The organism is Kitasatospora sp. CB02891 (genome assembly GCF_002803145.1).
Taxonomy (GTDB): Bacteria; Actinomycetota; Actinomycetes; order Streptomycetales; family Streptomycetaceae; genus Kitasatospora; species Kitasatospora griseola.
In genome coordinates this window covers 485,966-511,827 of record NZ_NNBO01000004.1, presented here as the reverse complement: position 1 = coordinate 511,827, position 25,862 = coordinate 485,966, and the positions used below count along the sequence as shown (strand labels likewise).

Here is a 25,862-nt window from a genome sequence, read left to right as displayed (position 1 = left end):
TGAGAAGCGGCGGACGCAGCACTCCTCACCTGCGACGGAGGCCTCTACCATGAGGCCCATGAGCCAGCGCAGCACCGCCACCCCCGCCCACTCCCCCGCCCCGGGCGCCGAGCAGCACCCGGCGCTGGACTTCGCCAACTCGCTGCTCAGCCTGCCCACCGGCCCGCTCGACCTGATCGACTCACCGGAGACGGCCACCACCTGGCTGATCGACCACGACCTCGCCCCGGTCGGCGGCCGGGTGTACCGGCCGTGCACCGACCGCATCCATCAACTCCGCACCGCGATAAGGGCGTTGATCGAAGCCAGGGCAGCAGACCGACCGGCCCCCGCCGACGCCCTGGCCGCCGTCAACGCCGCGCTCACCGCCACCCCGTCCGCGCCGCTGCTGCACTGGGACGCCGAACGCGGCCTGCACCGCACCCTCCCCCACCCGGCGGACCGGATCGCCGACCATGCGATGGCCCAACTCGCCGCCGACGCAGCCGAGTTGCTCACCGGCCCGGACGCCGACCGGCTCGCGGCCTGCGGCGGCACCCCGTGCACCCGGTTCTTCGTCCGCACCCACGCCGCCCGCCACTGGTGCTCCACCCGCTGCGGCGACCGGGTCCGTGCGGCCCGCGCCTACGCCAAGAAGCGCGCCACCGCCAAGGGTTGACGCGCAGTCGGAAGCCGAAAAGCACGGACCCCGCCCGGCCGGAAAGGCCGAACGGGGTCCGCAGGGAACCGCAGGGGGCAGCGTTACGCGGCCGGGCGGGGGAAGGTCGGGTACTCGACGCCGGAGACGTGCTGGACGACCCGGACGACCTGGCACGAGTAGCCGAACTCGTTGTCGTACCACAGGTAGAGGATCGCGTTGTCGCCCTCGACCTTGGTCGCGCCCGCGTCCACGATGGAGGCGTGGCGGGAGCCGATGAAGTCGCTGGAGACCGCGTCGGGCGAGTCGATGAAGTCGATCTGCCGCTTCAGCGGGGAGGTCAGCGAGACGTCGCGCAGGTGGTCGAGGACGTCCTCGCGGGTGGTCTCGCGGGCCAGCTGCAGGTTCAGGATGGCGATCGAGACGTCCGGCACGGGGACGCGGATCGAGCTGCCGGTGATCTTCGCCTTGAGGTCCGGCAGGGCCTTCGCGACGGCGGAGGCGGCGCCGGTCTCGGTGATGACCATGTTGAGCGGCGCGGACCGGCCGCGACGGTCGGCCTTGTGGTAGTTGTCCAGCAGGTTCTGGTCGTTGGTGAACGAGTGGACGGTCTCCACGTGGCCGCGGAGCACGCCGTACTCGTCCTCCATCGCCTTCAGCGGCGGGACGATCGCGTTGGTGGTGCAGGACGCGCAGGAGATGATCTGCTCGTCGGGCTTGATCGTGTCGTGGTTGACGCCGTGCACGATGTTCGGGACGTCGCCCTTGCCCGGGGCGGTCAGCACGACCTTGGCGATGCCGGGGCGCAGGTGCTTGGACAGGCCCTCGCGGTCGCGCCAGCGGCCGGTGTTGTCGATCAGGATCGCGTCGTTGATCCCGTACGCGGTGTAGTCCACCTCGCTGGGGTCGTTCGAGTAGATCACCTGGATCGCGTTGCCGTTGGCGACGATGGTGTTGGTCGCCTCGTCCACGGTGATGGTGCCCTGGAACTGGCCGTGGATCGAGTCGCGCCGCAGCAGCGAGGCGCGCTTGACCAGGTCGTCGGCGCCGCCGCTGCGGACCACGATGGCGCGCAGCCGCAGGCCGCCGGCCTTCTCGACCAGCAGGCGGGCCAGCAGGCGGCCGATCCGGCCGAAGCCGTACAGGACCACGTCGCGGGGCGCCTGGCGCTCCAGCTTGCTCTCGCCGGTGGCGCCGGCCACGGCCTCGGCGGTGAACTCCTCGACGCTCAGGCCGCGGTCGTCCGCACGGTAGGCGGCGGCGAGCAGGCCCAGGTCGATCTGGGACGGGCCGAGGTCGAGGGCGGTGAGCGCCTGGAGGAACGGGAAGGTCTCGGTGATCGAGAGCTCCTCGCCGGCTATCTGCCGGGCGAAGCGGTGGGTCTTCAGGATGCTGACCACCGACTTGTTCACCAGGGAGCGGCTGTGCAGCAGGACGGTGACGTCCCGCTCGCGGTGCAGCCTCCCGATGATCGGGATCATCGACTCCGCGAGCTCCTCGCGGTTCTTCCAGTCCGTGAACACGTCGTCGTTGACAGTCACAATTCAACTTTCGAGGGTAGGCCGAGCTAGGCGCCCCCATGCTAGCTTCGGCCGACCGGTCGACGACGGGGTGGTCCCCTCGCTGACCAGCGGTGGTACGCCGGACGAGGCCGTTCGGACGTGATCACGGCCACACCCTTGGCACTCTCCGCCCACTCCGGTGCAGCTCGGTACCGAATCTGACGGATCGTCAGCTCAATTCCGGCCCCGACCGGGCGTGACCAAGGTCACCCACGTCGAATTCATCACCCCCCGGGGTGATGTCTCGTCATTTTCGGCCACTTGGCACCTGTGGATGGAGGAGAGTGGGAGCCCCGGCCGGGCGGCCGCCCGTCACCGGGGTGCAGGTCCGGCCGTCCGAGGCCGGGCCGCCGCGAGGAAGGGACGGCCGTCCATGCCACACCTGGCCTACCAGCGGGCCGCGCTGGTGTTCACCCTGTTCGACGCCAACGACAACGGGGTGCTCGACGCCGAGGACTTCGACCTGATGACCGAACGCGTCCTGGAGGTCGCGACGGACTCATCGGAGGCCGACCGGCAGGCGCTGGCCGACAGCATCAGCAACTACTGGGAGGTGATGGCCAAGACGCTGGACGTCAACGGTGACGGCCTGGTCACCCCCACGGAGTTCCGCGGCTTCGTCCTCAACCCGGATCTGTTCGGCGCCAGCGCCGCCGTGTTCGCCGACGCGCTGGCCGCGCTCGGCGACCCGGACGGCGACGGCCTGATCGAACGGCCCCGCTTCCTCGCCCTGATGACCGCGATCGGCTTCGACGTACCCAACATCGAGGCCCTGTTCGACGCCTTCGGCCCGGACGCCACCGATCGGATCACGGTGGCGGTATGGGCCCAGGGCATTCGCGACTACTACTCGCCCGAGAAGGTCGGCATCGCCGGCGACCGCCTGGTCCCGAATCCGGTCTGACCTCTCCACCCGCTGTGAAGGAGCCCGTTTTGACCGCACCGCTCATTGCCCTGGCCGTAGGCCGCGGCACCGGACCGGACCTCGCCCCCGTCTTCGAGCGGGTGCTCCACCGGATCACCCGACTGCACGGTGTGGAGGCCGAGTTGGTGCGGTCACCGCGGCTCTACCACTCGTACGTCTCGCTGCGCGCCGAGTGCGCCGACACCGCCGAGATCACCCGCCTGACGGCACAGGACGCCGCGCACTACGAGCAGTTCTGCCGCGAGCAGGCGGCGGCCGGCGTCCGGGCCGTGTTCCGCACCGCGATCAACGCCCAGTCGCTGTACTTGGTGCGCCAGCGCCTGGCCGCCGTCAAGGTCGAGCCGCTCGCCGCGGCCGGCGCCCGGCTGCTGCTGGTCCGCGACCAGGCCCAGGGGTTCTACACCGGCGAGAACCGGCACACCCCCGGCCGGGTGGTGCGCACCATGGAGTTCAGCCGCGCCGTCACCGAGCAGGTGGTGCGCTACGCGGTCCGCCGCGCCCGGGAGCTGTGGCCGGAGGGCCCCGCGCGGGTGCAGATGGCCTACAAGTTCCACCTGCTGGACGGCGCGCTGGACGACTGGGCCGCCGCGCTGTCCGCCGAGCTCGGCATCGGGATCTCGCTGTTCCAGCCCGACACGGTCAACCGCAATCTGATCACCCACGGCCCCGAGGACCGCACCGTGCTGGTCGCGGGCAACGAATGGGCCGACATCATGCACGTGGTGCTGCTCGACCGGTACGGCTCGGAGCGGCAGGAGAATCGTTGCACCGAGAACGTGAACCTCCATCCGGAGCTGCACGGGCTGACGGAGTACCAGACCGTGCACGGCTCCGCCGACGACCTCGCGGGGCGCGATCTGGTCAACCCGGTCGCCACCGTCCGGGCCGCCGCCCGGATCGCCGAACGCCATGCCGGCTGTCCGGGCGCCGAGGCCGCCGTCGAGGCGGCGCTGGCCACCGCGCAGGCCCGCGGCGTCCTCACCCCCGACCTCGGCGGCGCCGCCGGGACCACCGAGGTGGTGGACGCGGTGCTGGCCGAACTGAGCGTCGCGTTAAAGCCGTTCGTGCCCGCCGCCAGGTCGGCCTCGGCCCGGGTCGCCGCCGCTTCGGGCACCGATCGGGCGGGCGCCCGATGAGCACCGGCACCACCGCGACGGCGACGGCCCTGGTGGTCGTCGACCTGCAGAACGACTTCTGTGCCGGGCCGGTCGCCGCCGCCCGCTTCCCCGGCGATCCCGACCGGCTGGCCCGCGTCGCCGCCCGCACCGCCACCGCCGTCGACCGGGCCCGCGCGCTCGGCGTCGAGGTGCTGTTCGTCCGCTTCCTCGGCGACGTCGCCCTTCAGGGGCCGGCCTGGCAGCGGCGCGACGCGGCGCTCGGCAAGCGGCCCAAGTGCCTGGAGGGCAGCTGGGGCGCCGAGTTCCACGCCGCCGTGCCCCGCCCGGACGAGGCGGTGTTCACCAAGCAGGCCTGCTTCGACGCCTTCCTCGACCCGGCGTTCGAGCCGCACCTGCGCTCCCGCGGCATCCAGCACCTGGTGCTGACCGGCCTGTTCGCCGACGTGTGCGTGGACTCCACCGCCCGCACCGCCTTCCAGTTGGGCTTCCACCTCACCGTGCTGAGCGACTGCACCGCCGCACTCCACCTCGCCGACCAGGACGTCCTGCGTTTCATGGCCAAGGTGTACGGCGCCCGGATCACCGACCTCACCGACGGGCAGCCCTTCACCCTGCCGGAGCTGCCCGCGCCGACCGCCGCGACCGACCGGGTGGGTCAGTCGTGCCTCTGACCGCCCCCGTCCTGGACGACCCCGGTGTCACCGCCGGCGTCGGCCGCACCGCTCTGCTGGTCGCGCACGCCCGCGCGCTGGAGGCCCGCCGGCCCGACGCGCTGGCCGTCGACGCGTTCGCCGAGCACTTCCTCCGCGCCGACCCCGGCTGCGCCGACTGGCCGCTGAACCCGGACGAGATCGCCCCGGGCGACCCGCTGTGGGGCCGGCTGGCCGCCTACTTCGCGCTGCGCACCCGGGTGCTGGACGCGCACCTGCTGACGGCCGTCCGGGCCGGGGTGCGCCAGGTGGTGCTGCTCGGCGCCGGGCTGGACTCCCGGGCGCACCGCCTGCCGTGGCCGCCCGGCACCACCGTGTGGGAGCTGGACCGGCCGGAGGTGCTGGCCTTCAAGCAGCGGGTGCTGGACGAGCTGGAGGCCGTCCCGACGGCCTGCCGCCGGACGGTGCCGGTGGATCTGCGCGGCCCGTGGCCGCAGGCGCTCACCGACGCCGGGCTGGACCCGCGCCAGCCGGTGGCCTGGCTCGCCGAGGGGCTGTTCCTGTACCTGCCCGCCGACGCCGAGCTGCGGGTGGCGGGCGAGCTGGACGAGCTCAGCGCGCCGGGCTCCACGCTGGCGTACGAGGTCAAGGTCGGCATGGAGGTCGCGAAGGTGCGCGCCAATCCGGTGTACACGGCCGCCCGGACCAGGATCGGCGTCGACCTGCTGTCGCTGTTCGCCCCGGGGCCCCGGCCGGACACCGCGGCGCACCTGGGCGCGCTCGGCTGGGCGACCACCGTCCGCACGCCGTTCGACCACGCGGCGGGCCTGCCGCGGGCGCCGCGCCCGGAGCGGGACGACGCGCTCGCCGCGAACCGCTGGGTCACCTGCGTCAAGGGCCGCTGACGTCGGGAGCGGGGCCGGGCAGTCGCTGCCCGGCCCCGCTCCCGTGCCGCCGGTCAGTACGGCTTGACCAGCACGTGCGCGGCGCCGGGGATGCCGATGGTGAGGAGCTCGTCCTCCTCCGGCGTGGTGGGCGTGCCGGTCTCCTGCTTCAGGATGGCCCGGGACAGCGACTGGACGAACATCGCGCGCGGGCGGCGGCGGTCCTCCCAGGCCTGCAGCGCGGCGGGCACCGAGTCGGCGGCGTCCAGCTCCTGGGCGAGCACCAGGGCGTCCTCGACGGCCATCGCGGCGCCCTGCGCCAGGTGCGGGGTGGAGGCGTGCGCGGCGTCGCCGGCCAGCGCCACCCGGCCGACGTGCCAGGGCGCGTCCACGGTGACCTGGGAGATCCGCGAGTAGACCACGGTGGACGGGTCGGTGATCTGCGCGAGCGCCTCGGCGATCGGGCCGGTGAAGTCGGCCAGCCGCTCGGCGAGCTGCTCGTGGGCGCGCTCCGGGTCGGGGCGGAAGTCCTCGGCCTCGGCGAACACCGAGCCCAGGTACATCAGCTCGTCGGTGATCGGGGTGAGCAGCGCCTTCGCGGCGAGGTTGCCGGTGCTCATCAGCACGCCCTGCAGGTCGGCCCGCCGGGGCAGGGTGACCCGCCAGTTGGCGAAGCCGGTGTACTCGGGGCGGAACCGGTCGCCGTACAGGCGGGTGCGCAGCGGGGAGCCGATGCCGTCGAAGCCGACCACCAGGTCATAGCGGCCGGTGCTGCCGTCGGAGAGCGTGACGTCGACGCCCTCGCCGTCGTCGGTGAGGTCGGCGATGGTGGTGCCGAACCGGACGGTCGCGCCGGCGTCGGCGACGGCCCGGCCGAGCACCTGGGCGAGCGCGGGACGGGGTATGCCGTTGTTGGCGGGGGCCCCGTCCATCTGCGGCTGCGGGATCTTCGCGACGGGGTTGCCCGCCGGGTCGCAGATGGTCAGCACCTGCCATTCGAAGCCGACCGCGAGGCAGTCCTCCAGGAGGCCGATCTCGCGCATCACGTGCAGCGCGTTGGAGGGCTGGATGATGCCGACGCCGAGCGCGTCGAACTGCTCGCGGAGTTCGGCGACCTCGACGCTGTGGCCGCGGCGGGCGAGCGCGACGGCGAGGGTGAGTCCGCCGATGCCGCCGCCGTGGACGAGGACACGCAGGGGTGTTGCCATGGTCTTCTCCGATGGTTCGGGGTTGGGGCACGGGGCCCAGGGGTTTGTCAGCCGACGGGCAGCGCCATCAGGTGGTCGACCAGGGCGAGCAGCGCGTCCCGGCCGAAGGTCCGCTCGCGGACGTCGCCGACCATCATCGGCACGTGCGGGTCGAGGTCGAGCGCGGCGCGGATCTCCTCGTCGGTGCGGGTGTTGACGCCGTGGAAGCAGTTGATCGCGACCACGAACGGGATGCCGCGGCTCTCGAAGAAGTCGATGGACGCGAAGCTGGTCTCCAGCCGACGGGTGTCGGCGATGACGACGCCGCCGAGTGCGCCGTTGACCAGGTCGTTCCACATGAACCAGAACCGCTCCTGGCCGGGCGTGCCGAACAGGTACACCACCAGCTCGGGGCTGACGGTGATCCGGCCGAAGTCCAGGGCGACGGTGGTGGTGGTCTTCTGGTCGACGCCGGCCAGGTCGTCCACGCCGACGCTGGCGGTGGTGAGGTACTCCTCGGTGCGCAGCGGGGCGACCTCGCTGACGGCGCCGACCATGGTGGTCTTGCCGACGCCGAAGCCGCCGGCGACCAGGATCTTGACCGCGGCGGCGCCCGCCTGAGTGATCGTCATCTCAAAGCCTCCTCAGTCCCTCACGTACGGCGGCCAGCAGGCCCCGGTCGGCGCCGCCCGCGGCCCGGGCCACCGAGATCGGGGCGCGGGCCGTCAGGAGGCCCTGCTCGACGAGGTCGCCGAGCAGGATCTTGGTCACGGACACCGGCAGGTCGAGGTCGGCGGCGACCTCGGCGACGGCTGCGGGGGTCCGGCACCGGGCCAGGATCAGCCGGTGCTCGGGCTGCAGCCGGCCCGGCCGGATCGGCGTCCCGTAGGCGTCGACCGGCTCGGGCACGGCGGTGAGCAGGGTGATGAGGGTGAAGTCGTCCCGCTCGGGCGCGGTGCGGCCGGCGGTGATGGTGTACGGGCGGACCATGCTGTCCGCGCCGTCGTCCTCCTCCTCGTCCCAGTAGCGGTTCACCCGCGCTGCCCGCTCCGGGCGGCGAACGCGTCGAAGTCGCCGCGCTGCGGGGTGCTGAGCTTCTGGCCGACCTGCTGGACCAGGTTGTGCATGGCCAGCGACATGACCTCGGCGTCGACGTCCTGGGAGGCGACGACGGCGAGGTGGGTGCCCTGGCCGGCGGCGATCACGAACAGCCACAGGTCGGCGAGTTCGACGATCACCTGGTGGACGGTGCCGCCGGTGAACAGCTGGCCGACGCCGCGGGCCAGGCTCTGCTGGCCGGTGGCGATGGCGGCGAGGCGCTCCGCGTCGGGGCGTTCGATGGTGCGGGAGTGGCTGACCACGAGACCGTCGTCGGAGAGCAGGACGGCGAGCCTCGTCCCGGCCACCGAGTCCACCAGGCCGTCCAGCAGCCAGTCGAGGTCCTGGTGGGTGGCGGTTGTGCGCGTCATGACCGGTCTTCTCTCGTCGGGATGATGTGGGTGTTCCAGGTGTCGCCGGGCTCGGGCCGCTCGCCGGGCTGCGGGGTGGTGTCCGCAGGCGACTTGGCGGCTTCGGCCCGCGCCTCTCTGGACCGCCGCTGGAACGCTCCGACCGCTGCCCCGGCCCGTCGGGGGGCCGGTCGGAACAGCGGGTTCTCGTCCCAGCGCGGCGGAGCGGGGGCGGCCGGCGCGGTGGCCGGGTCGATCCGCAGCTCGTCGGCCAGGCTGGCCTGGCGGACGCGGCGCGGCAGTGGCGGCTCGGCGCCGGGCAGTGCCGGGGTGAGCGGCACGTACGGGGCGGGGGCCGCCGGGGCGGGGTAGGTCTGGCCGGGGGCGGGGAACGGCGTGGCCGGCTCGGGCCGGTACGGCTCGGGCAGCCCGTACGGGGCGGGCGCGATCGGCGCGGGCGACAGCTCGGTCGGGAACGGGTGTTCCTGGCCGGCCGCGGTGTGGTCCTCGCCCGGCCCGCCGAACAGCTCGTGCTGCGGGAACGGGTCGCCGGTGATGTACGGCGCCTCGATCGGCATGGCCGGCCCGCCGACCGGCGGGTACGGGGTCTCGATCGGCGGGTACGGGTCGCCGAGCGGCGGGAACGGCGTCTCCTCGGGAGCCGCGTGCAGTTCCAGCAGCGCGTTCTCCTGGTCGGGCGTCCCGGCGAGCGCGGTGGCGGCGGCCAGCGCCTGGCCGCGGGCCCGGGTGGGCAGGCCGCCGGTCTGCGGGGCGGCGACCAGCGTCGGGCGGGTGTTCGGCGCGGGGACGATCAGCTCGTCGGGGATGAGCACCACGACGCGGGTGCCGCCGAACGCGGACTGGCGGAACTCGATCCGCAGGCCGTTCTGGTCGGCGAGCCGGGCGACGACGTAGAAGCCGAGGCGGATGTCGTCGCCGCGGGCCAGTACGTCGGCCTTGGGCGGACGGGTCATCAGCAGGTTGGCGTGGTCGATCTGTTCCTCGTCCATGCCGAGGCCGCGGTCCTCGATCTCGATGGCGACGCCGCGGCTGACCCGGCCGGCCCGGACCTCGACGGGGTTCGGCGGGCGGGAGAAGCTGAGCGCGTTCTCGATCAGCTCGGCGAGCACGTGGGCGACCGGCCCGACGACGCGTTCGGACACCCAGGGGCTGCCGTCCAGGTCGATGACGACCCGTCGGTAGTCCTGCACCTCGCCCTGGGCGGCGCGCATCACGTCCAGCAGCGGGACGGGCTTGCGCCAGCGCCGGTGCGGGGTGCCGCCGGCCAGGATGACCAGGTTCTCCTCGTAGCGGCGCAGGCGCGCGGTGAGGTGGTCGAGGTCGAACAGGCCGTCGAGGATCTCCGGGTCCTCGTGCTTGCGCTCCAGCTCGTCGAGCTTCTTCAGCTGCTGACCGATCAGCAGCTGGGTGCGGCGGGCGATGCGCTGCAGCAGCCGCTCGTAGGCGCGGTGCTGCTCGGCCTGGGCGACGGCGGCCTGCAGGGCGCTGGTGCGGGCCAGGTTGAACGCCTCGCCGAGCTTGGCGAGTTCGTCCTCGGTGTGGGCCCACGGGTCGGGCTCGATGGCCCGGGCCTGCGCCTCGACGTCGATCTGCTCGCCGTTGCCGAGCCGCTCGACCACCTCGGGCAGCGAGTTCTCCAGTTCCTCGGCCTGCGTCTGGAGGCCGCCGATGCGGCGGCGCAGCGTGCGGGTGAGGCGCCAGCTGGTGATGCCGACCGAGACGAGGGCGATCAGGCCGGCCAGGGTGGTGAGGCCCAGGCGGACGGCGAGGTCGATCGTGATGCGCTTGGCCTTCGCCACGATGAACTCGGTGCGGTGCTCCATCAGGTCGACGAGCTGCGGGTTGACGGCGTCCATCGACTGGCGCCAGGCGTCCTTGTCGGTGGCGAGGACGATCCGGCCGCTGCGGTCGGGCGCGGCGGGCTTCAGCAGGTCCTGCTCGGCGCGGGTCTTGGCCTGCCAGGCGGGGCTGTCGACGATCTTCTGCCACATGGCGGCCTGGTCGGCCTCCAGGTTGGGCGTGACCTTGGTGCCGAACTGGAAGCCCTGCTCGGAGATGGCCTGCCGGACCTGCTGGTAGTCCTCGACGCTGAGCGAGCCGGTCGACCAGCCGCGGGCGAGCAGCGCGTCGGCGCGGGAGATCATCTCCTTGGCCCAGAACAGGTCGACGAGCGGCGCGGAGACGGTGGTGATCCGGCCGTCGTCGACGTGGCTGAGGGCGCCGAACAGCCGCAGGTCCACCGCGATCAGGTCGGTGTAGTAGCCGTACACCACGGCCTGCTGCTGGTCGCTGCCGCTGTCCACCAGGGCGCGCTGCGCGGGCAGCTGGTTGATCGCGGCCCGCGCGTCCCGGACGGCGTCGCGGACCTCCTGCGGCGCGCTGCCGGCCTCGGCGCCGGAGAGCTTCTGGAACGTGGCGACGGCCTGGTCGGTCTTGGCGCGCTGGCTGCGCAGCGCGTCGGTGACCCCGGCGCGGCCGGCCAGGGCTTCGGCGCTCAGGCGCCGTTCCTCCTGCAGGTTGTAGTACACGATGTTGGACGGCTGGCCGGCCTGCTCCGCGAGCATGCCCTGGGCGGCAAGTCGCTGGAAGGAGTACAGGAGCTGTCCGCTGGTGACCGCCCACAGGGCGGCCAGCGCCACCGCAGGAACGATGGCCAGCACGAGCAGGGTCGCCCGGAGCGACAGCCGGCCCTTGGTGATCCGCCGAGGCGCGCGCGTGCGCAGGACATTCTCCTTGGGGGCGACGCCAGTCGTTCAGAACTGGTCGAATCTGATGAGGACTCTGACGGAGGGATCTTAGTATCACCCCCATAACAGCCCAAAAGCCGCCATGGCGGCTCGGTGCCCGCACGGCACCGCGGCAGTTCCCCAACACCCTTACCGGCCAGGCGCGATGAGCCGCCCGAGGATCAACTCAACGCTGCTCGGCGGCTGTTCACCGCCGACCCGTACCGGACCGCGCGAACTGCCTGCTCCCGCACCGGTCCTGAGGACCCGACCAGCGCCGGAGCGGCTCGCGGACCATCCGTCAGGGGCCGCCGGCCGAGCCGTTTCGGAGTCTAGCGTTCCCCTCAGCACACTGTGCAGTGACCCCGTCACAACTTCACGGAAACTGAACATGAACGGCCGGAATAGTCCCGAACCGTCCGGGAATCGCCGGTATCGGTCGGCGGCCCAGGTGTTGACGCCCGTTCATCTACCGACCGGTCAGGATCCGCTCCCGCCCCGGGTCGCCGGCCCGAGTTCGGCGATCAGCCGGCGGTAGGTCTCGAACGCGGCCTTGCGGGTGTGGTCGTCGCGCAGCAGGCCGAAGCCGTGGAACAGGGAGTCGCCGCGGCTGTCGGCGTCGCGCAGCGCGAACAGGGTGTAGCCGTCGAGGTTCAGCGCCGCCGCCTGCCCGGCGACCGCCCGGATCACCGTCTCCAGCGTCCGGGCCTGGGCCTGCTCCGACCGCCCGGGCCCGGTCGGCCAGCCGTTCTCGCAGATCCGGATCGGCACCGTCGCCGGGATGCCGGCCTTGGGCAGGTCGGTGTGCCGGAAGCCGTGCAGCACCCAGGCCACGCCGTCCGCCAGCCGCTCCGCCGGGACGGGGGTGAACACGTCCGGGAAGAAGTCGAGGCCGACGTAGTCGAGGGCGTCCAGGAAGCGGGCGTCGGCGAGTGCGCCGAGCGCGTCCCAGAACGGTGCGGCCGGGCCGAAGGACGGCACCGCGTTGAAGCCGACCTCGGCGGACAGGCCGAGCGCGCGCACCTCCTCCTTGGCGGCGACCACGCCCGCCACCAGGGCCTCCCGCACGCCCGGGATGCTGCCGTCCAGCACCGGCAGGTCCGCGTTGGGCTCCTCGCAGATCTGCACCGAGCCGAGCCGCGCCCCGAGAGCGCGCACCTGCCCGCGCACGTACCGCTCCCAGCCGTCGCGACTGCCGGTCGGCTCGCGGAACTGCAGCACCAGGTCGACCTTCCGCCCCGGCCGCCCGAGGTACGCCTCCCAGCCCTCCGGGGTCTGCCCCGGCACGGTGACGGTGGACGCGAAGGACCGGTAGACGCGGACCAGGAACTCCGGCTCCGCGCCCTGCAGGTCGTCCAGCGCCTCCGCCACCCGCTGCGGGTCGTCGGGGCTGACGGGGTGGACGATCCCCTGTTCGTCGCCGAGCAGCGCCCCCGGGTAGATGCCGAACCTGAACTGCCGCCGCACGTCGCTCATGAGGCCCCCTCGACCGATATTTTTGGTGTGACACCAATTTTTCAGTGACTCTACCATTGGGGCGGCCGGGCCAGGACCTGCCCGGCCTAGCATGGGCGGCATGGGCCTTCGTGAGACCAAGAAGCAGCAGACCCGGACCGCCATCGCGGACGCCGCGCTGCCGCTGTTCCTCGACCGCGGCTTCGACCGGGTCACGGTCGCGGAGGTCGCCCGGCACGCGAACGTCTCCACCAATACGGTCTTCAACTACTTCGCCACCAAGGAGGACCTGTTCTTCGACCGGCAGGCCGAGGTCGAGGCGCACCTGGCCACCGTGGTCCGCGAACGCCCGCCCGGCGCCTGCCCCGTGGCGGCCCTCCGCGACGACCTGCGCGCCACGCTGGCGGGCTCCGCCGGTCCCGCGCTCCGCCTGCACCCCGGCACCGCCGCGTTCTTCCGCGCCGTCGAAGCCAGCCCCGCGCTGCGCGCCCGCGAACGCGAGATGGCCGAGCACGCCGAGGCCGCTCTCGCCGCCGCGCTGCCGCCGTCCCCCGCCACGCCGTTCCTGGCCGCCGCGCTCGCCGCCACCCACCGCGCCGCACTGCGCGAACTGCGCCGCCGCGTCCTGGCCGGCGAGTCGCCGCACGCCGTCGCCGACGACCTGGCGACGACCAGCGCCACCGCTCACGACCTGCTCTGCCGCTGCCCGCAACACCCCTGACGGGGACGTCGCTGCACGGCGGCGACCTCCATGGGCCCGGCCCGCGCGGCGCGGGCCGGGCAGCGGCCGGCAGTGCACCCGGACCCGGCCGGGAGGCGCACCGAGGATCTCCGCCGTCGAGCGGTCGGAATCGCCCCGAGCAGTCCGGGAACCGCCCGGAACGATCCGTTCCGCTGTCCTTGCCTAGCTCTTGACGCCGCTTCACCTGCCGGCCGGTCGGCTCCCGTTCGCTCCGGGCGTGGGTCCGGCTACTGGTCGCGCGCGCCCAGCGCCTCGACCGGATCCCTGCGCAGCGCCAACCGACTGGTGAGCAGCACGGTGCCGACGCCCAGCACGGCGGCCCCGCCGAGCACCGCGGCCACCGGGCCCGCGGGCAGCGACAGCGCGGCGGAACCGGTGAGCGAGAGGCTGACCGGGACCAGGACAGCGGCGGTGACCGCCGCACCGAGGGCGAGCGCCACGGCGACCGTGATCCCGCCCTCCCACGCCGCCATCCGGAGCACCTGACGGTCCGTCGCCCCCACCAGCCGCAGCAGCGCGAACTCGCGCAGCCGCTCGGCGGTGCTCATCACCAGCGTGTTGACCGCCGCGATGGCGGCGAACAGGCCGATCACCCCGAGCAGCAGCCGGCCGACCGCGGTCGCCGACTCCTGCTGCCGCCGGCGCTCCGCGTCGTAGGCAGCCCGGTCGGCGGGCCGCGCCATCGGATAGTCGGCGCGCAGCCGCCGGAGCCCCTCGCCCAACTGCCCGAGGTCGGCGCCGGGCCTGGAGCGGACCAGCACGGTCGGCGCGAGCCGGTCCCGGGTGTGGGCGGCGGCGAACTCCGCGGGCAGCAGGGCGTCCGCGAACCGGGCGTCCCGGTCGTAGACGGCGGCGACCGTGGCCCTGCTGCTGGTGCCGTCCTGCCACTCGACCCGGACGGTGCCGCCGAGGCGCGCGTCGAGTTCGGCGAACGCGCGCCGGCCCAGGGCGATGGACTCGCCGCGCAGCTCGCGCAACGAGCCCGCCGTCACCCCCGGGTCGACCAACTGCTCCAGGTCCTGCGGGTCGACGATCCGGGCGTCCGCCCAGGTGCTGGGACTCCCGGCGCGGCCGGACACCACCACCTCGCCGGGCACCATCGCACCGACCGCCGCGACGCCCGGCAACTGCCGCACTGCACCGGCGAATTCCGGCGGCAGGCCGATACCGTCCGCCTGGACCACGTGGTCGGCCAGCAGCCGCCGGCCGTCCTCGGCCAGCTGGGCCTGCGCCTTGACCACCGGGACGAACAGCACCGTGCCGGTGAACGCCACCGCCAGCACCAGCGGGGTCACGGCGGCGGCGAAGCGCCGGTACTGGGACCGCAGCGCGGCGGCGGCGAGGAAACCCGCGACCGGGAAGAGCCGGCCCACCGGTCCGCCGATCGCCACGCCGGCGACCCGGCCGATCAGCGGCCCGAGCAGCGCGACGCCGAGCAGCAGCGCCGGCACCATGCTCTCCGCCGTGCCCGCGCCGCCCCGGTCTCCGGCCGAGCCGGCCAGCACCGCGCCGCACGTGCCGAGCGTCGCCAGACCGAGGGCGATCCGGAGCAGGCCCAACCGGGGCGGGGGCACCGCGGCATCGCGCAGCGCCCGGGTGGGGTCGACGCCGGCGGCCCGGCGCGCGGCGGCCCGGACGGCCAGTTGGGCGGTCAGGGCGACGACGCCGAGGACGATCAGCGGCGCGGTCGGGCCGACGTGCAGCGGGACGCCCGGGCCGACCACGCCCCGGTCGACCAGTTCCGTGCGCAGCACGGCGGCGAGGCCGATCCCGAGCGGGACGCCGACCACCGCCGCCGCGAGGGTCAGCACCAACGTCTCGGCGGCGATCATCCGCCGCACCTGCCCGGGGGTCGCACCGACCGCCCGGAGCAGGGCCGTCTCGCGCAGCCGCTGCTGGACGGAGAGCGCGAGCGTCCCCGCCACCGCGAAGGCCGCGATCAGCAGCGACAGCACGCCCATCGTCCCGGCGAGCGAGGAGAGGCCGTCGGCCGGTCCGTGGAAGCCGAAGAACTCCACCTCGGCCCGGGCGTCGCCGGTGTGGACCACGGCCCCCGAGGGTTCGCTGTCGTCGGCCCGCGACCCGGCCAACAGTCGCTCGGCCCGGTCGACCAGCGCCGGAACGTCCGCGCCGTCCTCGACCAGGACGCCGATCACGTCCGCGCCGGCGGTGGTGCCGGCCAGCCGCTGCGCCTGCTCGGGGCTGAAGAACAGGGTGCTCTGGCGGGCCGGTGTGCGGGGCGGTTCGGCCAGTCCGACCACGGTGTAGCGGTGCGGGGCCCCGGTGGTGGCCAGCCGGACGCTGCCGCCGGTGGTGACCCCGGCGCGGGCGGCGGTGGCGGTGTCCAGCACCACCTCGTCGGGCCCGGCCGGCTCGCGGCCGGCGGACAGCCGGTACGGCCCCAGGGCGGCACTGGTCCAGGAGTGGCCGAGCGAGGGGCCGCCCCGAGGGCCCGTCAGGACGTCGTCCGAGGCGGTGATCACGGCCGCCGGGAAGGACACCTCCGTCCGGACGGCCCGGACGCCCGGCAGTGCGGCGAGCGGCTCCGTCAGCCGCACGACATCGGGGATCCGGGTGGTCCCGCTGATCACCAGCGGGGCCGCCGCGTAGCGTTCGGTGAGCGGGCCGACGCGTAGCGCGGACTCCAGCAGGACTCCACTGCCGACCGTCAGGGTCAGGGCGCAGGCGAGGGCGGCGAACGCCCCGGCGAAGCCCGCCTTCCGGGCGCGCACGGTCTGCCAGGCGATGATCGGCATCCCGTCACCGCTTCCCGAGCAGGGTCATCCGTTCGGCGACCCGTTCGGGCGTCGGCCGCTCCAGGGTCTCGACGAAGGAGCCGTCGGCGAGGAAGTGCACCCGGTCCGCGCGGGAGGCGGCGACCGGGTCGTGCGTCACCATGATCACGGTCTCGCCCAGGTCGTCGACCACCTGGCGCAGCAGCCCCAGCACCTCGGCGCCGGTGCCGCTGTCCAGGGCGCCGGTGGGCTCGTCCGCGAAGACCACGTCGGGACGGGTCACCAGGGCCCGGGCGATCGCCACCCGCTGCTGCTGACCGCCGGACAGCTGGGCGGGCAGGTGCCGCAGCCGCTCGGCCAGGCCGGTCCGTTCGACGATCTCCGCCAGCCACGCCCGGTCCGGGCGGCGGCGGGCCAGTCGCAGCGGCAGGGTGATGTTCTGTTCCGCCGTCAGCGACGGCAGCAGGTTGAAGGCCTGGAAGACGAAGCCGACCCGCTCCCGGCGCAGCACCGTCAACTGCTTCGCGGTCAGCCCCGCCAGGTCCTGCCCGGCCAGCCGGACCTGCCCGGAGGTCGGCCGGTCGAGTCCGGCGGCGCAGTGCAGGAAGGTGCTCTTCCCGGAGCCGGACGGCCCCATGACCGCCGTGAACCCGCCGCGCGGGAACTCCATCGACACCTCACGCAGGGCGGGCACGGCCCCCGTCCCGCGCCCGTACACCTTGCTCACCGCATCGAGCCGGACCGCCGCGTCCGGGCCGGGCACCACCCGGCTCTGCCCCGGACCGCCGGAATCCGCAGTACGCGAGAAAACCTGAATCCCCTCCATCGACGCCCCGCCCGCCCCCTGATGGCGGCCAGCCTAACCAGCGCGCCGCCCGACTCCCTCCCCGGTGCGGTTTCACTCGGGGACGAACCGGACACCCTGCGGAAGAACGGACATCCCGCACGACGAAGGCGGTACGACGTGGAACTCCCCAGCGTGCTCGGCGTGTTCGCGCACCCGGACGACGAACCCCTCTTCGCCGGCGGCCTGCTCGCCCGGCACGCCGAAGCCGGCGCCCGGACGGCCGTGGTGACGGCGACGTGGGCGGAGGGCACCCACCGGGTACCCGAACTGGCGCGGGCGCTGGACGAGTTGGGCGCGGGGCGGCCACGGCTGCTGGGCCACGCGGACGCCAAGGTCCCGGGCTCCGCGCCCGGGCGGGCCCGGCTGCTCGACGCCCCGCTGGACGCGGTGGTCGGCCAACTGGTCGGGCACCTACGGGAGTTCCGACCGGACTGGGTGGTCACCCACGACGCGTACGGCGGCCTGACGGGCCACCCCGACCACCGGCACACCCACCGTCTGACGGTGCTCGCCGTTCACGCTGCGGCCCTGCCCGGCCTCCACCCCGGACTCGGCGACCCCTGGGCAGTCCGCCGCCTCCTGCTGGCCACCCACCCGCGCAGCGCCGCACAGGAGTTGGGGCCCCTGCTGCTGAGGCCCGGCCGCACCGGGTACAGCGTCCCGGACGCCACTGTCGAGGCCCTCGACGTCACCCCCTGGCTCCCCCGCAAACTCGCCGCCGTCCTCGCCCACCACTCCGAGGTCGTCCGCGGCGCCCTCCCCGGCCGCCTCGCCGCGGCCCCGCCGGGCGTCCGCGAGCGGCTGATGCGGACCGAGTGGTACCAGTCCCATCCGATCCCAACTCATCTGCTAGACAGTCGACATGCGGCAGCCGCCCGCTGACCGCCGCCGTGAAGGAGCCTCGTGCCCGACCTCTCCCTCCGCCTCGCCGACACCGCCGACCGCCCCACCGTGGAACGACTCTGGCTGATGTTCAGCCACGACATGTCGGAGTTCCACGGCCACCTCCCCAACCCCGACGGCACCTTCCGCGACGAACGCCTCCACCAGGCCTTCGACGACCCCGACTGGGCGCCCTACCTCCTGACGACCGACACCGACCGCCCCGTCGGATTCGCCTTCGTCCGCGACCTGACCGGTCCGACCCGCATCCTGAACAGCTTCTTCATCGCCCGCGGCGCAAGGCGTTCCGGCCTCGGGCTGCACGCCGTCCGCCGGCTCACCGCCAGGCACCGGGGCCCCTGGCAGGTCGCCTTCCAGGACGCCAACACCCCCGCAGCCCACTTCTGGCGCACCGCCGCCACCCACCTCGCCGGCCCCACCTGGACCGAGACCCACAAGCCCGTCCCGGGCCGCCCCGACCTGCCCCCCGACGTCTGGCTCTCCTTCACCACCCCGCCCCAGCCCTGACCCCCTCCCCCACAACCCCACGCAACGGACCCACCACCCGCTCAGACGCCGGGGCCCCGACCTGACACCCATCCCCTCCCCCCCCAGCCCCGCGCAGCGGACCCACCACCCGCTCAAACCCCGGGCCCAGACGCAACCCCCAATCCCCCTCCCTCAAACCCCCGGGCCTTGACGCAACCCCCAATGCCCCTCCCTCAGACCCCCGGGCCCAGACGCAACCCCCGATCCCCCTCCCTCAAACCCCCGGGCCTTGACGCAACCCCCAATGCCCCTCCCTCAGACCCCCGGGCCTTGACGCAACCCCCGATCCCCCTCCCTCAGCCCCCACGCAGCGGACCCACCACGTCCCCTCGGACCCCCGGGCCTTGACGTGGCAGCGACGAGAAGCGAAGGTGAGCCGCACCATCTGACATGTTGCGTGTGAAATAACACCGGCAGCCCCACGTCACTCCGCGGCGTACTCGTGGCGGCCTGAACGCGAGGGGAGGGCCGGGCCCGTGGAGTTGGAGTTGCGGCACCTGCGAGTGCTGTGCGCGATCGCCGACACCGGCAGTGTCGGGCGGGCGGCGGCGGCCATCGGCGCGTCGCAGCCCGCGACCAGTACCCAACTGCGCAGGATCGAGCGCCACTTGGGCGCCGTCGTGTTCGAGCGGACGGCGACCGGTGTCGTGCCGACGACTTTCGGGGCGGAGGTCCTCGCCGCCGCCCGCGAGGTGCTCTCCCGGGTGGACCGTCTCGGTGACGCCGTCGCCGCCAACGGCGCGAGTCCGCACCGCGAACTGCGACTGGCCACCGACTGCCCGGCACTGCTGCCCGGCACCCTGGCCCGCGCCAGACAGCTCCGCCCGGAGCTCCGGTTCTCGCTTCCCGCCGCCCCCGACGAGCCGTTCGATCTCGCGCTGGTCCTGGACCGCCCGGACTCCGGCCTGCGCCCCACGCCCGCTCTCGCCGCGCGCGTCCTCACCACCGAGCCGGTGTTCGTCGCGTTGCCCGCCACCCACCCGCTGCGCCACCACGCGGAGCCCGCTCTCGCCGATCTGGCCGCCGAGAGCTGGCTGCTGCCGGTCGCCGACGGGGCGGTCCTCCGGGCGGCCCGCGACTCGGCGGCGTTCGCTCCGGCCACCGCCGTGCGTCAGCTCCCGTACGGGCGGCGGGAGGTGCTCGACCTGGTGGCGGCGGGGCTGGGGGCGACCCTGGTCCCGGCCAGCACACCGCCCGCTCCGGGCACGTTGATCAAGCCGCTGCTGGGCTCTCCGCTGTGGCTGCGGTACGTGCTGCTGTGGCGCCGGGCCGCTCTCGGTCCGGCGCTCGCCGACACCGTGTTCGGCGCGGCCACCGCCGCCTATCGCGAACTCGCCGCCGAAGCACCGCACTTGCACGCCTGGGCCAGCCGGACGTTCCGTCCGCCCCGGGCCCGTTGACATCCCGGCGGCCGGCCGGACACCCAAGAAGTTCTCCTGGATGTTATGCCGCCGCAGTGCAATGTCATATGACCTGTGACATTGTTCTGACCCTCCCTCCGGTGCCACGATGCATGCGTTCGACCGCACCTCCCCCAGCCCCTGCTCGGTGAACTCCCCCAGCAACCCCCACCACCCCCACTCCCCCAGGAGAAGCAGTGCGCGTGCGCATGTCCCTCCCCGCGTTGGCAGCCGGTCTGCTGGCCGGTTGCGCCACGGCGGCCACCCTGCTGCCCGCCCCGGCCTTCGCGGCCACCGGCGGCCAGTCGAAGGCCGCCGCCACCCCGGCCACCTCCGCCGTCGCCTCCGCGATCGATGCGAACGCCCCCGGCGGCGCCGTCCCGAAGCCGCTCGGCCCGATCGTCGCGGCCGCCTCCCAGGACGCCCCCGCCCCGGTCTCGGCCAAGCTGCCGCCGGCCCTGCTCGGCCAGGTGGTGATGGGCCAGCCGGCCGGCACCACCGTCCAGACCACGCCCCGTCCGGCCGCCAAGCAGACCGGCCCGAAGGCGCTCAGCAGCCTGGCGGCCGCGCAGAGCTGCACCCCCGCCGACTTCGGCAGCCGCTCCGGCGCGGACCTGGTCGGCTTCGTCAAGGGGTCGACCACGGCCTGCATCGGCACGCTCTACAACGTGACGGGCAGTGACGCCGGGGCGATCTTCAAGCAGGCGAACATGCTGACCGTCGCGAACGCCTTCAAGGACCTGGCGGCTTCGTACGACGGCACGAACAACGCCAGCATCCTTCAGCTGGTGCAGTTCCTGCGGGCCGGCTACTACGTCCAGTCCTACAACTCGGGCGCGGTCGGCAGCTACGACTCGTCGCTGACCGCCGCCACCAAGGCCGGCCTGGACGCGTTCTTCGCCGGGCAGCGCTGGAAGGACGTCTCGGACGCCAACGGCATCGTGCTGTACGACGTGCTGGTGCTCACCGACAGCGCCAACGTGCAGGCGAGCTACCTGAACACGTACAAGCAGGTGCTGAACGGCTACAGCAACAGCTACAACGCGTACCCGAAGATGGTGAACGCGGTCAACGCGGTGCTGTTCGCCCCGCTGTGGCGCGCCAACTGGAACCCCGACTTCGTCAACGCGCTGAACGCCGACACCAGCCTGGTCACCACGCTCGGCAACTTCACGCTGAACCACAAGGACCTGCTGGGCACCGGCAACTCCTTCCTGGAGGTCAACGCGGGCAACGACCTGGCCCGGATGTCCGGCGTCAGCACCACCGTCGAGGCGGTGACCCGGCCGCTGATCAAGCAGATCCTCGACTCGACGCCGATCGTCGGCGCGACCGGGCCGCTGTACGTGCACACGGCGTTCCAGTCCAACGAGTTCAACCGCGCCCAGTGTTCGGGCTTCGGCATCTGCGACCTGCCGAACAAGCTGATCAACGCCGTCCTGCCGAACGTCCTCGTCTGCGACAACAAGACGCTGCGCGCCCAGGCGCTGACGGTGGCCCAGCTGGGGCCGGTGTGCGAGAGCCTGCGCGGCGAGGACGCGTACTTCCACAACCTGGTCAAGGACAACGGCCCGATCCCGGGCCAGTTCGGCTCCACCCTGGACCTGCCGGTGTTCGCCAGCGCGGCCGACTACCAGAACTACTCGTGGGCCATCTGGAACAACGCCACCGACAACGGCGGCGTCACCCTCATGGACCCGACCGACCCGACCAACAAGCCGGTGTCGATCATGTACCAGAAGTCGTGGAACGACGACTTCGCGGGCAACGTGTGGAACCTCAACCACGAGTACACGCACTACCTCGACAACATCTACGACATGAAGGGCAACTTCACCACCGAGACGTCCGTCCCGGACATCTGGTGGATCGAAGGCGTCGCCGAGTACGAGTCGTACGGGTACCGCGGTGTGACGGACACCCAGGCCATGACCGAGGCCGGCAAGCACACCTACAAGCTCAGCACGATCTTCCAGAACACCTACTACAACTCCGACTCCACCCGGGTCTACCCGTGGGGCTACCTCGCCGTCCGCTACATGATGGAGAAGCACCCGGCGGACGTCACCAACATGCTCGGTCACTTCCGCACCGGTGACTACCAGGGCGGGTACGCGGTCTACAACAACCTCGGCACCTCCTACGACGCCGACTTCGACGCCTGGCTGACCCAGTGCGCGGCCGGCGCGTGCTTCGCCACCGGCCCGACCGCGCTGTTCGACCAGTCGGTGGACGGCGCGACGGTGACCCTCACCGACCGCTCCGTGATCACCAACTCCCCGGCGCAGCTGACCTCCTGGCACTGGACCTTCGGTGACGGCAGCTCCTCCGACGAGCGCAACCCGTCGCACACCTACGCCACGGCCGGCACCTACACCGTCGCCCTGACCGTCACCGACTCCACCGGCCGCTCCACCGCGACCCCGGCGAGCGTCACCGTCAAGACCGGCAGCAACGGCGGCGGCACCACCCTGCCGACCTGCACCGACCCGCGGGCCGACGCGATGGCCCAGAACTGCCAGCGCACCGGCCGCACCCGCACCGCCGGCAACGTCGACTACCTGTACGTCTACCTGCCCGCCGGCACCAGCACCCTGAAGATCACCACCACCGGCGGCACCGGCACCGCCTACCTGTACTACAACGACGCCACCTGGGCCTCCCCCAGCGCCTTCACCGCGTCCTCCACCACCCCGAACAGCACCACCCAGACGATCACCGTCACCAACCCGCAGGCCGGCTACCGGTACCTGAGCCTGTACGCGGCCACCGACTTCACCAACGTCACCGTGGCCACGCAGTTCTAGCCCCCACCCCCCACCTGTTGACGGGCAGTCGCGGTCTCCCATCCGCGGCTGCCCGTCAACGGTTTCCGCCCGCGAGCCTCCGGGCCGCCGCCGCCCGCAGCTCCTCCGACTCCACCGGGCTCCCCTGCAACTCGGCGAGCCGGCACCGCAGTTCCGGCCCGTCGGGCGCATGCTCGACGGCGAACAGCCGGGACTCCTCCTCGCAGTCCCACAGCGACTCGGTCAGCTCGGCCCCCGTCGCGCCGGGCCGGATCGCCGCCAACGCCCGCAGGTACGACGGCCGTTCATAGCTGTGCGGAGTCTGCTCCCAGAACCGCCGCAGCACCGGCGCAGCGCCGACGGCCGCCGGGCCGAACCGGGCCAGGCCGTCCGCGAGGTCGTCCGACCCGCACCACTGCCCCGCCGCCCACTGCCGCTCCAACTCGGCCAGCAGCGGCGGGAGATCACGCACCCCGCCGTGTCGGGCCAGCACCGCAAGGCCGAGCCGGGCCAGCCAGGGGCGATCGGATGCGGCCCACACCCGGGCGTCCCCCACCGCGAGCACTCCGAGGCGCTCCACCACGCGACCCAGCCGCGGCAGCGGCCGCGCACCGAGTTCGGCGGGCACCGCGGTGAACAACTCCGGTACCAGTGGCAGGATTTCGGGAACGGGTGGCCGCCAGGCCAGCGCACTCAAGGCCGCCGAACGCTCGGACGCCGAGCTTCCGCCGTCGGCCAGCACCGCAAGCAGCCGGACGTTCCCCGGGGCGAGCGCCTGCACGTGCCGCGCCGACCGCCGCGGTTCGGGCACCGACTCCCGCCAGCTCGGCCAGGGTTCACTACTCGGGTAGTCGGGTTCGGCCCCGTCGAGCCGGCCCACCGCGACCTCGGCGAGATCGCCCCACCAGGGCGCCGGCCACCGCTCGCCGAGAGTGTCCAGCACGCCCTGCCACCACCGACCGCTCCGCACGTACCGGCGCAGCACCTCCCGCGCCTCGACCGATCCCGTCAGCGCAAGGGCGGCGAGAATCTCCCGGGCACGGTCGTGGTCGTCCTCGTCCGCGCCGTCGAGCTGCTGCCGCAGCAGGTCGATCGGCAGCGCCAACTCCCTGACGAGCAGCGCATGGTAGTCATGGCGGGCATCGCACTGCCGGTCGTACCGGGTCTCCCGCCGCAGACAGTCCAGCACGGCCTCGGCCCCGGCCTCCCGGTCCTCCCTCACCCACAACCATCCCGCCCCGCGCCCGCGTTCGAGCAGCCCGAGCAGGGTGTCGACCGGTGCGTACTCCACGGGTTCGCCGCTCTCGTCCGTCACGACCGACGAGGATGCCTGCCCGACTCGCCTGGCCGCGAACGGTTTTCACCCGCCGCGGGACTTTCCGGGCTCGGTCGCGGCCGCCGTCGCCCTCTGCCACCGGCGACGAAACGGAATGCCCCGCCGAGCCGCTGCCACGCCCTGCTGCCGCCAACACCGAAGAGAGGCGCTCAACTCGGCTGCTGCGAGCGCCTTTTCATCCGAATCCGCCGGGGCGCTCAGGCGCGGCCGCGGACCAGGGGCAGGAACACCTCGTCGACGATCTCCCGCAGGATCTCGTCCGGGACGGCCGGGACGCCGCGCAGCAGGTATTCGGTGCGCAGCAGGGCCATGGGGGTGGCGGCGACCCGGGGGTGGACGGCGGCGGCGGGGGCTTCGCCGCGGGTGGCGGCGTGGGTGAGGACGGCGAGCCAGGCTTCGTCGAGCGGGTCGGGGCGGTCGGGGTCGCGGAGTTCGGCGAGGAGTTCGGGTGCGCCGCCGGCGGCGGCGAGCAGGCCGCGCAGGATCTCGCCGTACGGGGAGGACCAGGTGCGGTTGGCGCGGCGCAGCAGGTCGAGGGCGTCGTCGCGGAGGCTGCCGGTGTCGGGGGGTCGGGTCTCGGCGGCGGCGAGGCGGCGGTACGCGGCGATGCCGAGCGCGGTGCGGTGGGGCCAACGCCGGTACAGGGCGTTCTTGTTGGTGCCGGCCCGGCGGGCGACCTCGTCCATGGTGAGTCCGGCCACGCCCTGTTCGAGCAGGAGTTCGCCGGCGGCGGTGAGGATCGCGTCCTCCAGTTCGGCGCCGCGCCGCCTGGTCGCCGCCACCCGCCACCTCCCGTCCGCTGCCCGCTGCTGGCCTCGGAGCGCATGCTACGCCCCTGCCGGAACAGGGTACCGCCCGTACCCAATTCGCCGTAAGGTACGTGCCGTACCCTACTTCGCGAGGAGAGGACGGCTTCGCCGTGCGCGTTTTCGGCATCACCTACGACACCGGTTTCCGCAGCACCGCCGACACCACCACCCGGGAACCCTTCGACCCCGGGACGGTCCGCCGCGAGATGCTGGTGATCCGTCAGGAACTGCACTGCGACGCGGTGCGGATCACCGGCGCCGAGCCGGACCGGCTGGAGACCGCCGCCTGGTTCGCTGCCGACGCCGGGCTGGAGGTCTGGTTCTCGCCGTTCACCAACGGACTCACCCAGCCCCAGCTGTTCGACCTGCTGGTCGACTGCGCCGAGCGCGCCGAGAAGCTGCGGGCGGGCGGCGCCGAGGTGGTGCTGCTCACCGGCTCCGAGATCTCGCTCTTCACGGCCGGCTTCCTGCCCGGCGACGACCACCTCGCCCGGGCCGGCGTGCTCGCCGACCAGGACAGCTTCCGCGCCCTGCTGCCTTCGCTGCACCACTCGGTGAACGCTTTCCTGGCCCGCGTCCTGGCCGCGGTCCGGCCCCGCTTCGGCGGTCGGATCGGCTACGCCTCACTGCCCTTCGAGGGCGTCGACTGGACGGCGTTCGACGTGGTCGCCACCGACGCCGGCTACCGCGACGCCACCAACGCCGACCGGCTCGCCCCCGGCCTGCGCGCCCTCACCGGCCAGGGCCGGCCCGCCGCCGTCACCGAGTTCGGCTGCGGCAGCTTCACCGGCGCCGCCGCGCTCGGCGCCCGCGGCGACCGCGCCGTGGTCTTCGACGAGGACGGCCACGCCGTCCGGCTCGCCGAGCCGCTCGTCCGCGACGAGCAGGAGCAGGCCGCCTACCTGCTCGACCTGCTCGCCGTCTTCGAGCAGTCCGGCCTGGACGCCGCCTTCGTGCAGACCTTCGCCCACTACCACCTGCCCGGCTCCGACGACCCCGCCCGGGACTTCGACCGCGCCTCCTTCGGGATCGTCCGCCCCCTCCCGCCGGGCCGCCCCTCCACCACCCACCCCGGCCTGCCGTGGGAGCCGAAGGCCGCCTTCCACGCCCTCGCCGCCCACGGCCGCAACCGCCGGCCCGCCTGACGCCCCGCCACGCCACGC

General features: G+C 73.4%; 22 protein-coding genes. 11 read left to right on the top strand and 11 right to left on the bottom strand.

The genetic code is table 11. The features are described from left to right. The first annotated feature begins 58 nt into the window (after nucleotides 1–58). Nucleotides 59–658, top strand: a complete 600-nt coding sequence (locus CG736_RS13160) for a CGNR zinc finger domain-containing protein (protein WP_100586369.1) — start codon at nucleotides 59–61, stop codon at nucleotides 656–658. An 83-nt stretch (nucleotides 659–741) separates the two neighbouring features. On the opposite strand, the gene CG736_RS13155 is transcribed toward CG736_RS13160, so the two are convergent. Further along, nucleotides 742–2,178 (bottom strand): glyceraldehyde-3-phosphate dehydrogenase, encoded by a 1,437-nt coding sequence (locus CG736_RS13155; RefSeq protein WP_100586368.1) that lies wholly within the window; start codon nucleotides 2,176–2,178, stop codon nucleotides 742–744. Nucleotides 2,179–2,572: 394 nt separating this feature from the next. Between CG736_RS13155 and CG736_RS13150 the strand changes: the two genes are divergently transcribed. The 4 genes from CG736_RS13150 to CG736_RS13135 are packed head-to-tail and all read left to right on the top strand — an operon-like array spanning nucleotide 2,573 to nucleotide 5,797. Then, entirely contained in the window at nucleotides 2,573–3,103 is a 531-nt protein-coding gene (locus CG736_RS13150) for an EF-hand domain-containing protein (protein WP_043910738.1), read from the top strand. A 29-nt stretch (nucleotides 3,104–3,132) separates the two neighbouring features. After that, nucleotides 3,133–4,260, top strand: a complete 1,128-nt coding sequence (locus tag CG736_RS13145) for an isocitrate/isopropylmalate family dehydrogenase (RefSeq protein ID WP_100586367.1) — start codon at nucleotides 3,133–3,135, stop codon at nucleotides 4,258–4,260. Continuing rightward, nucleotides 4,257–4,913 carry a cysteine hydrolase family protein gene (locus CG736_RS13140; RefSeq protein ID WP_100586366.1) on the top strand — a complete coding sequence of 219 codons (657 nt, stop codon included), beginning with the start codon at nucleotides 4,257–4,259 and terminating at the stop codon, nucleotides 4,911–4,913. Before CG736_RS13145 ends, CG736_RS13140 begins: the two co-directional genes overlap by 4 nt. Beyond that, nucleotides 4,904–5,797 (top strand): SAM-dependent methyltransferase, encoded by an 894-nt coding sequence (locus tag CG736_RS13135; RefSeq protein ID WP_198520471.1) that lies wholly within the window; start codon nucleotides 4,904–4,906, stop codon nucleotides 5,795–5,797. The genes CG736_RS13140 and CG736_RS13135 overlap by 10 nt, the downstream gene beginning before the upstream one ends. 53 nt (nucleotides 5,798–5,850) lie before the next feature. On the opposite strand, the gene CG736_RS13130 is transcribed toward CG736_RS13135, so the two are convergent. From CG736_RS13130 to CG736_RS13105, 6 genes are all read right to left on the bottom strand, one after another. Continuing rightward, on the bottom strand, nucleotides 5,851–6,984 hold the full coding sequence (locus CG736_RS13130) for an FAD-dependent monooxygenase (RefSeq protein WP_100586365.1): 1,134 nt from the start codon (nucleotides 6,982–6,984) through the stop codon (nucleotides 5,851–5,853). 47 nt (nucleotides 6,985–7,031) lie between these two features. Further along, on the bottom strand, nucleotides 7,032–7,595 hold the full coding sequence (locus CG736_RS13125) for an ATP/GTP-binding protein (RefSeq protein WP_043910733.1): 564 nt from the start codon (nucleotides 7,593–7,595) through the stop codon (nucleotides 7,032–7,034). A 1-nt stretch (nucleotide 7,596) separates the two neighbouring features. Continuing rightward, nucleotides 7,597–7,953 (bottom strand): DUF742 domain-containing protein, encoded by a 357-nt coding sequence (locus tag CG736_RS13120; RefSeq protein ID WP_043912529.1) that lies wholly within the window; start codon nucleotides 7,951–7,953, stop codon nucleotides 7,597–7,599. Between the two features lie 41 nt (nucleotides 7,954–7,994). Continuing rightward, nucleotides 7,995–8,432: a roadblock/LC7 domain-containing protein gene (locus tag CG736_RS13115; protein WP_043910731.1), complete on the bottom strand. Its 438-nt coding sequence runs from the start codon at nucleotides 8,430–8,432 to the stop codon at nucleotides 7,995–7,997. Continuing rightward, nucleotides 8,429–11,092 (bottom strand): nitrate- and nitrite sensing domain-containing protein, encoded by a 2,664-nt coding sequence (locus CG736_RS13110; protein WP_232733961.1) that lies wholly within the window; start codon nucleotides 11,090–11,092, stop codon nucleotides 8,429–8,431. The genes CG736_RS13115 and CG736_RS13110 overlap by 4 nt, the downstream gene beginning before the upstream one ends. A 546-nt stretch (nucleotides 11,093–11,638) precedes the next feature. After that, nucleotides 11,639–12,634, bottom strand: a complete 996-nt coding sequence (locus CG736_RS13105; RefSeq protein WP_100586363.1) for a hypothetical protein — start codon at nucleotides 12,632–12,634, stop codon at nucleotides 11,639–11,641. Between the two features lie 100 nt (nucleotides 12,635–12,734). On the opposite strand from CG736_RS13105, the gene CG736_RS13100 reads away from it, so the two are divergent. Further along, nucleotides 12,735–13,334, top strand: a complete 600-nt coding sequence (locus CG736_RS13100) for a TetR/AcrR family transcriptional regulator (RefSeq protein ID WP_100586412.1) — start codon at nucleotides 12,735–12,737, stop codon at nucleotides 13,332–13,334. 248 nt (nucleotides 13,335–13,582) lie between these two features. Here CG736_RS13100 and CG736_RS13095 read toward each other — a convergent pair whose 3' ends face one another. Together CG736_RS13095 and CG736_RS13090 are read right to left on the bottom strand one after the other, a co-directional pair. Further along, nucleotides 13,583–16,111, bottom strand: a complete 2,529-nt coding sequence (locus CG736_RS13095) for an FtsX-like permease family protein (RefSeq protein WP_100586362.1) — start codon at nucleotides 16,109–16,111, stop codon at nucleotides 13,583–13,585. A 4-nt stretch (nucleotides 16,112–16,115) separates the two neighbouring features. Next, nucleotides 16,116–16,817, bottom strand: a complete 702-nt coding sequence (locus tag CG736_RS13090; protein ID WP_369880164.1) for an ABC transporter ATP-binding protein — start codon at nucleotides 16,815–16,817, stop codon at nucleotides 16,116–16,118. 237 nt (nucleotides 16,818–17,054) lie between these two features. On the opposite strand from CG736_RS13090, the gene CG736_RS13085 reads away from it, so the two are divergent. From CG736_RS13085 to CG736_RS13070, 4 genes are all read left to right on the top strand, one after another. After that, nucleotides 17,055–17,819 carry a PIG-L deacetylase family protein gene (locus tag CG736_RS13085; RefSeq protein ID WP_100586360.1) on the top strand — a complete coding sequence of 255 codons (765 nt, stop codon included), beginning with the start codon at nucleotides 17,055–17,057 and terminating at the stop codon, nucleotides 17,817–17,819. Nucleotides 17,820–17,840: 21 nt separating this feature from the next. Next, the gene (locus CG736_RS13080) at nucleotides 17,841–18,347 is read left to right on the top strand and encodes a GNAT family N-acetyltransferase (RefSeq protein WP_100586359.1); all 507 of its coding nucleotides are present in this window, start codon (nucleotides 17,841–17,843) and stop codon (nucleotides 18,345–18,347) included. A gap of 497 nt (nucleotides 18,348–18,844) precedes the next feature. Then, the gene (locus tag CG736_RS13075) at nucleotides 18,845–19,768 is read left to right on the top strand and encodes a LysR family transcriptional regulator (protein WP_100586358.1); all 924 of its coding nucleotides are present in this window, start codon (nucleotides 18,845–18,847) and stop codon (nucleotides 19,766–19,768) included. A 209-nt stretch (nucleotides 19,769–19,977) separates the two neighbouring features. After that, nucleotides 19,978–22,575: a collagenase gene (locus CG736_RS13070; protein WP_232733975.1), complete on the top strand. Its 2,598-nt coding sequence runs from the start codon at nucleotides 19,978–19,980 to the stop codon at nucleotides 22,573–22,575. A 55-nt stretch (nucleotides 22,576–22,630) separates the two neighbouring features. Here the strand turns inward: CG736_RS13070 and CG736_RS13065 are convergent, their stop codons facing one another. Together CG736_RS13065 and CG736_RS13060 are read right to left on the bottom strand one after the other, a co-directional pair. Continuing rightward, nucleotides 22,631–23,869, bottom strand: coding sequence for a hypothetical protein (locus CG736_RS13065; RefSeq protein WP_100586356.1), 1,239 nt, complete (start codon nucleotides 23,867–23,869; stop codon nucleotides 22,631–22,633). Nucleotides 23,870–24,087: 218 nt separating this feature from the next. Next, nucleotides 24,088–24,672 carry a TetR/AcrR family transcriptional regulator gene (locus CG736_RS13060; RefSeq protein WP_100586355.1) on the bottom strand — a complete coding sequence of 195 codons (585 nt, stop codon included), beginning with the start codon at nucleotides 24,670–24,672 and terminating at the stop codon, nucleotides 24,088–24,090. A gap of 137 nt (nucleotides 24,673–24,809) precedes the next feature. On the opposite strand from CG736_RS13060, the gene CG736_RS13055 reads away from it, so the two are divergent. Then, nucleotides 24,810–25,844: a hypothetical protein gene (locus CG736_RS13055; RefSeq protein WP_100586354.1), complete on the top strand. Its 1,035-nt coding sequence runs from the start codon at nucleotides 24,810–24,812 to the stop codon at nucleotides 25,842–25,844. Nucleotides 25,845–25,862: the final 18 nt, after the last annotated feature.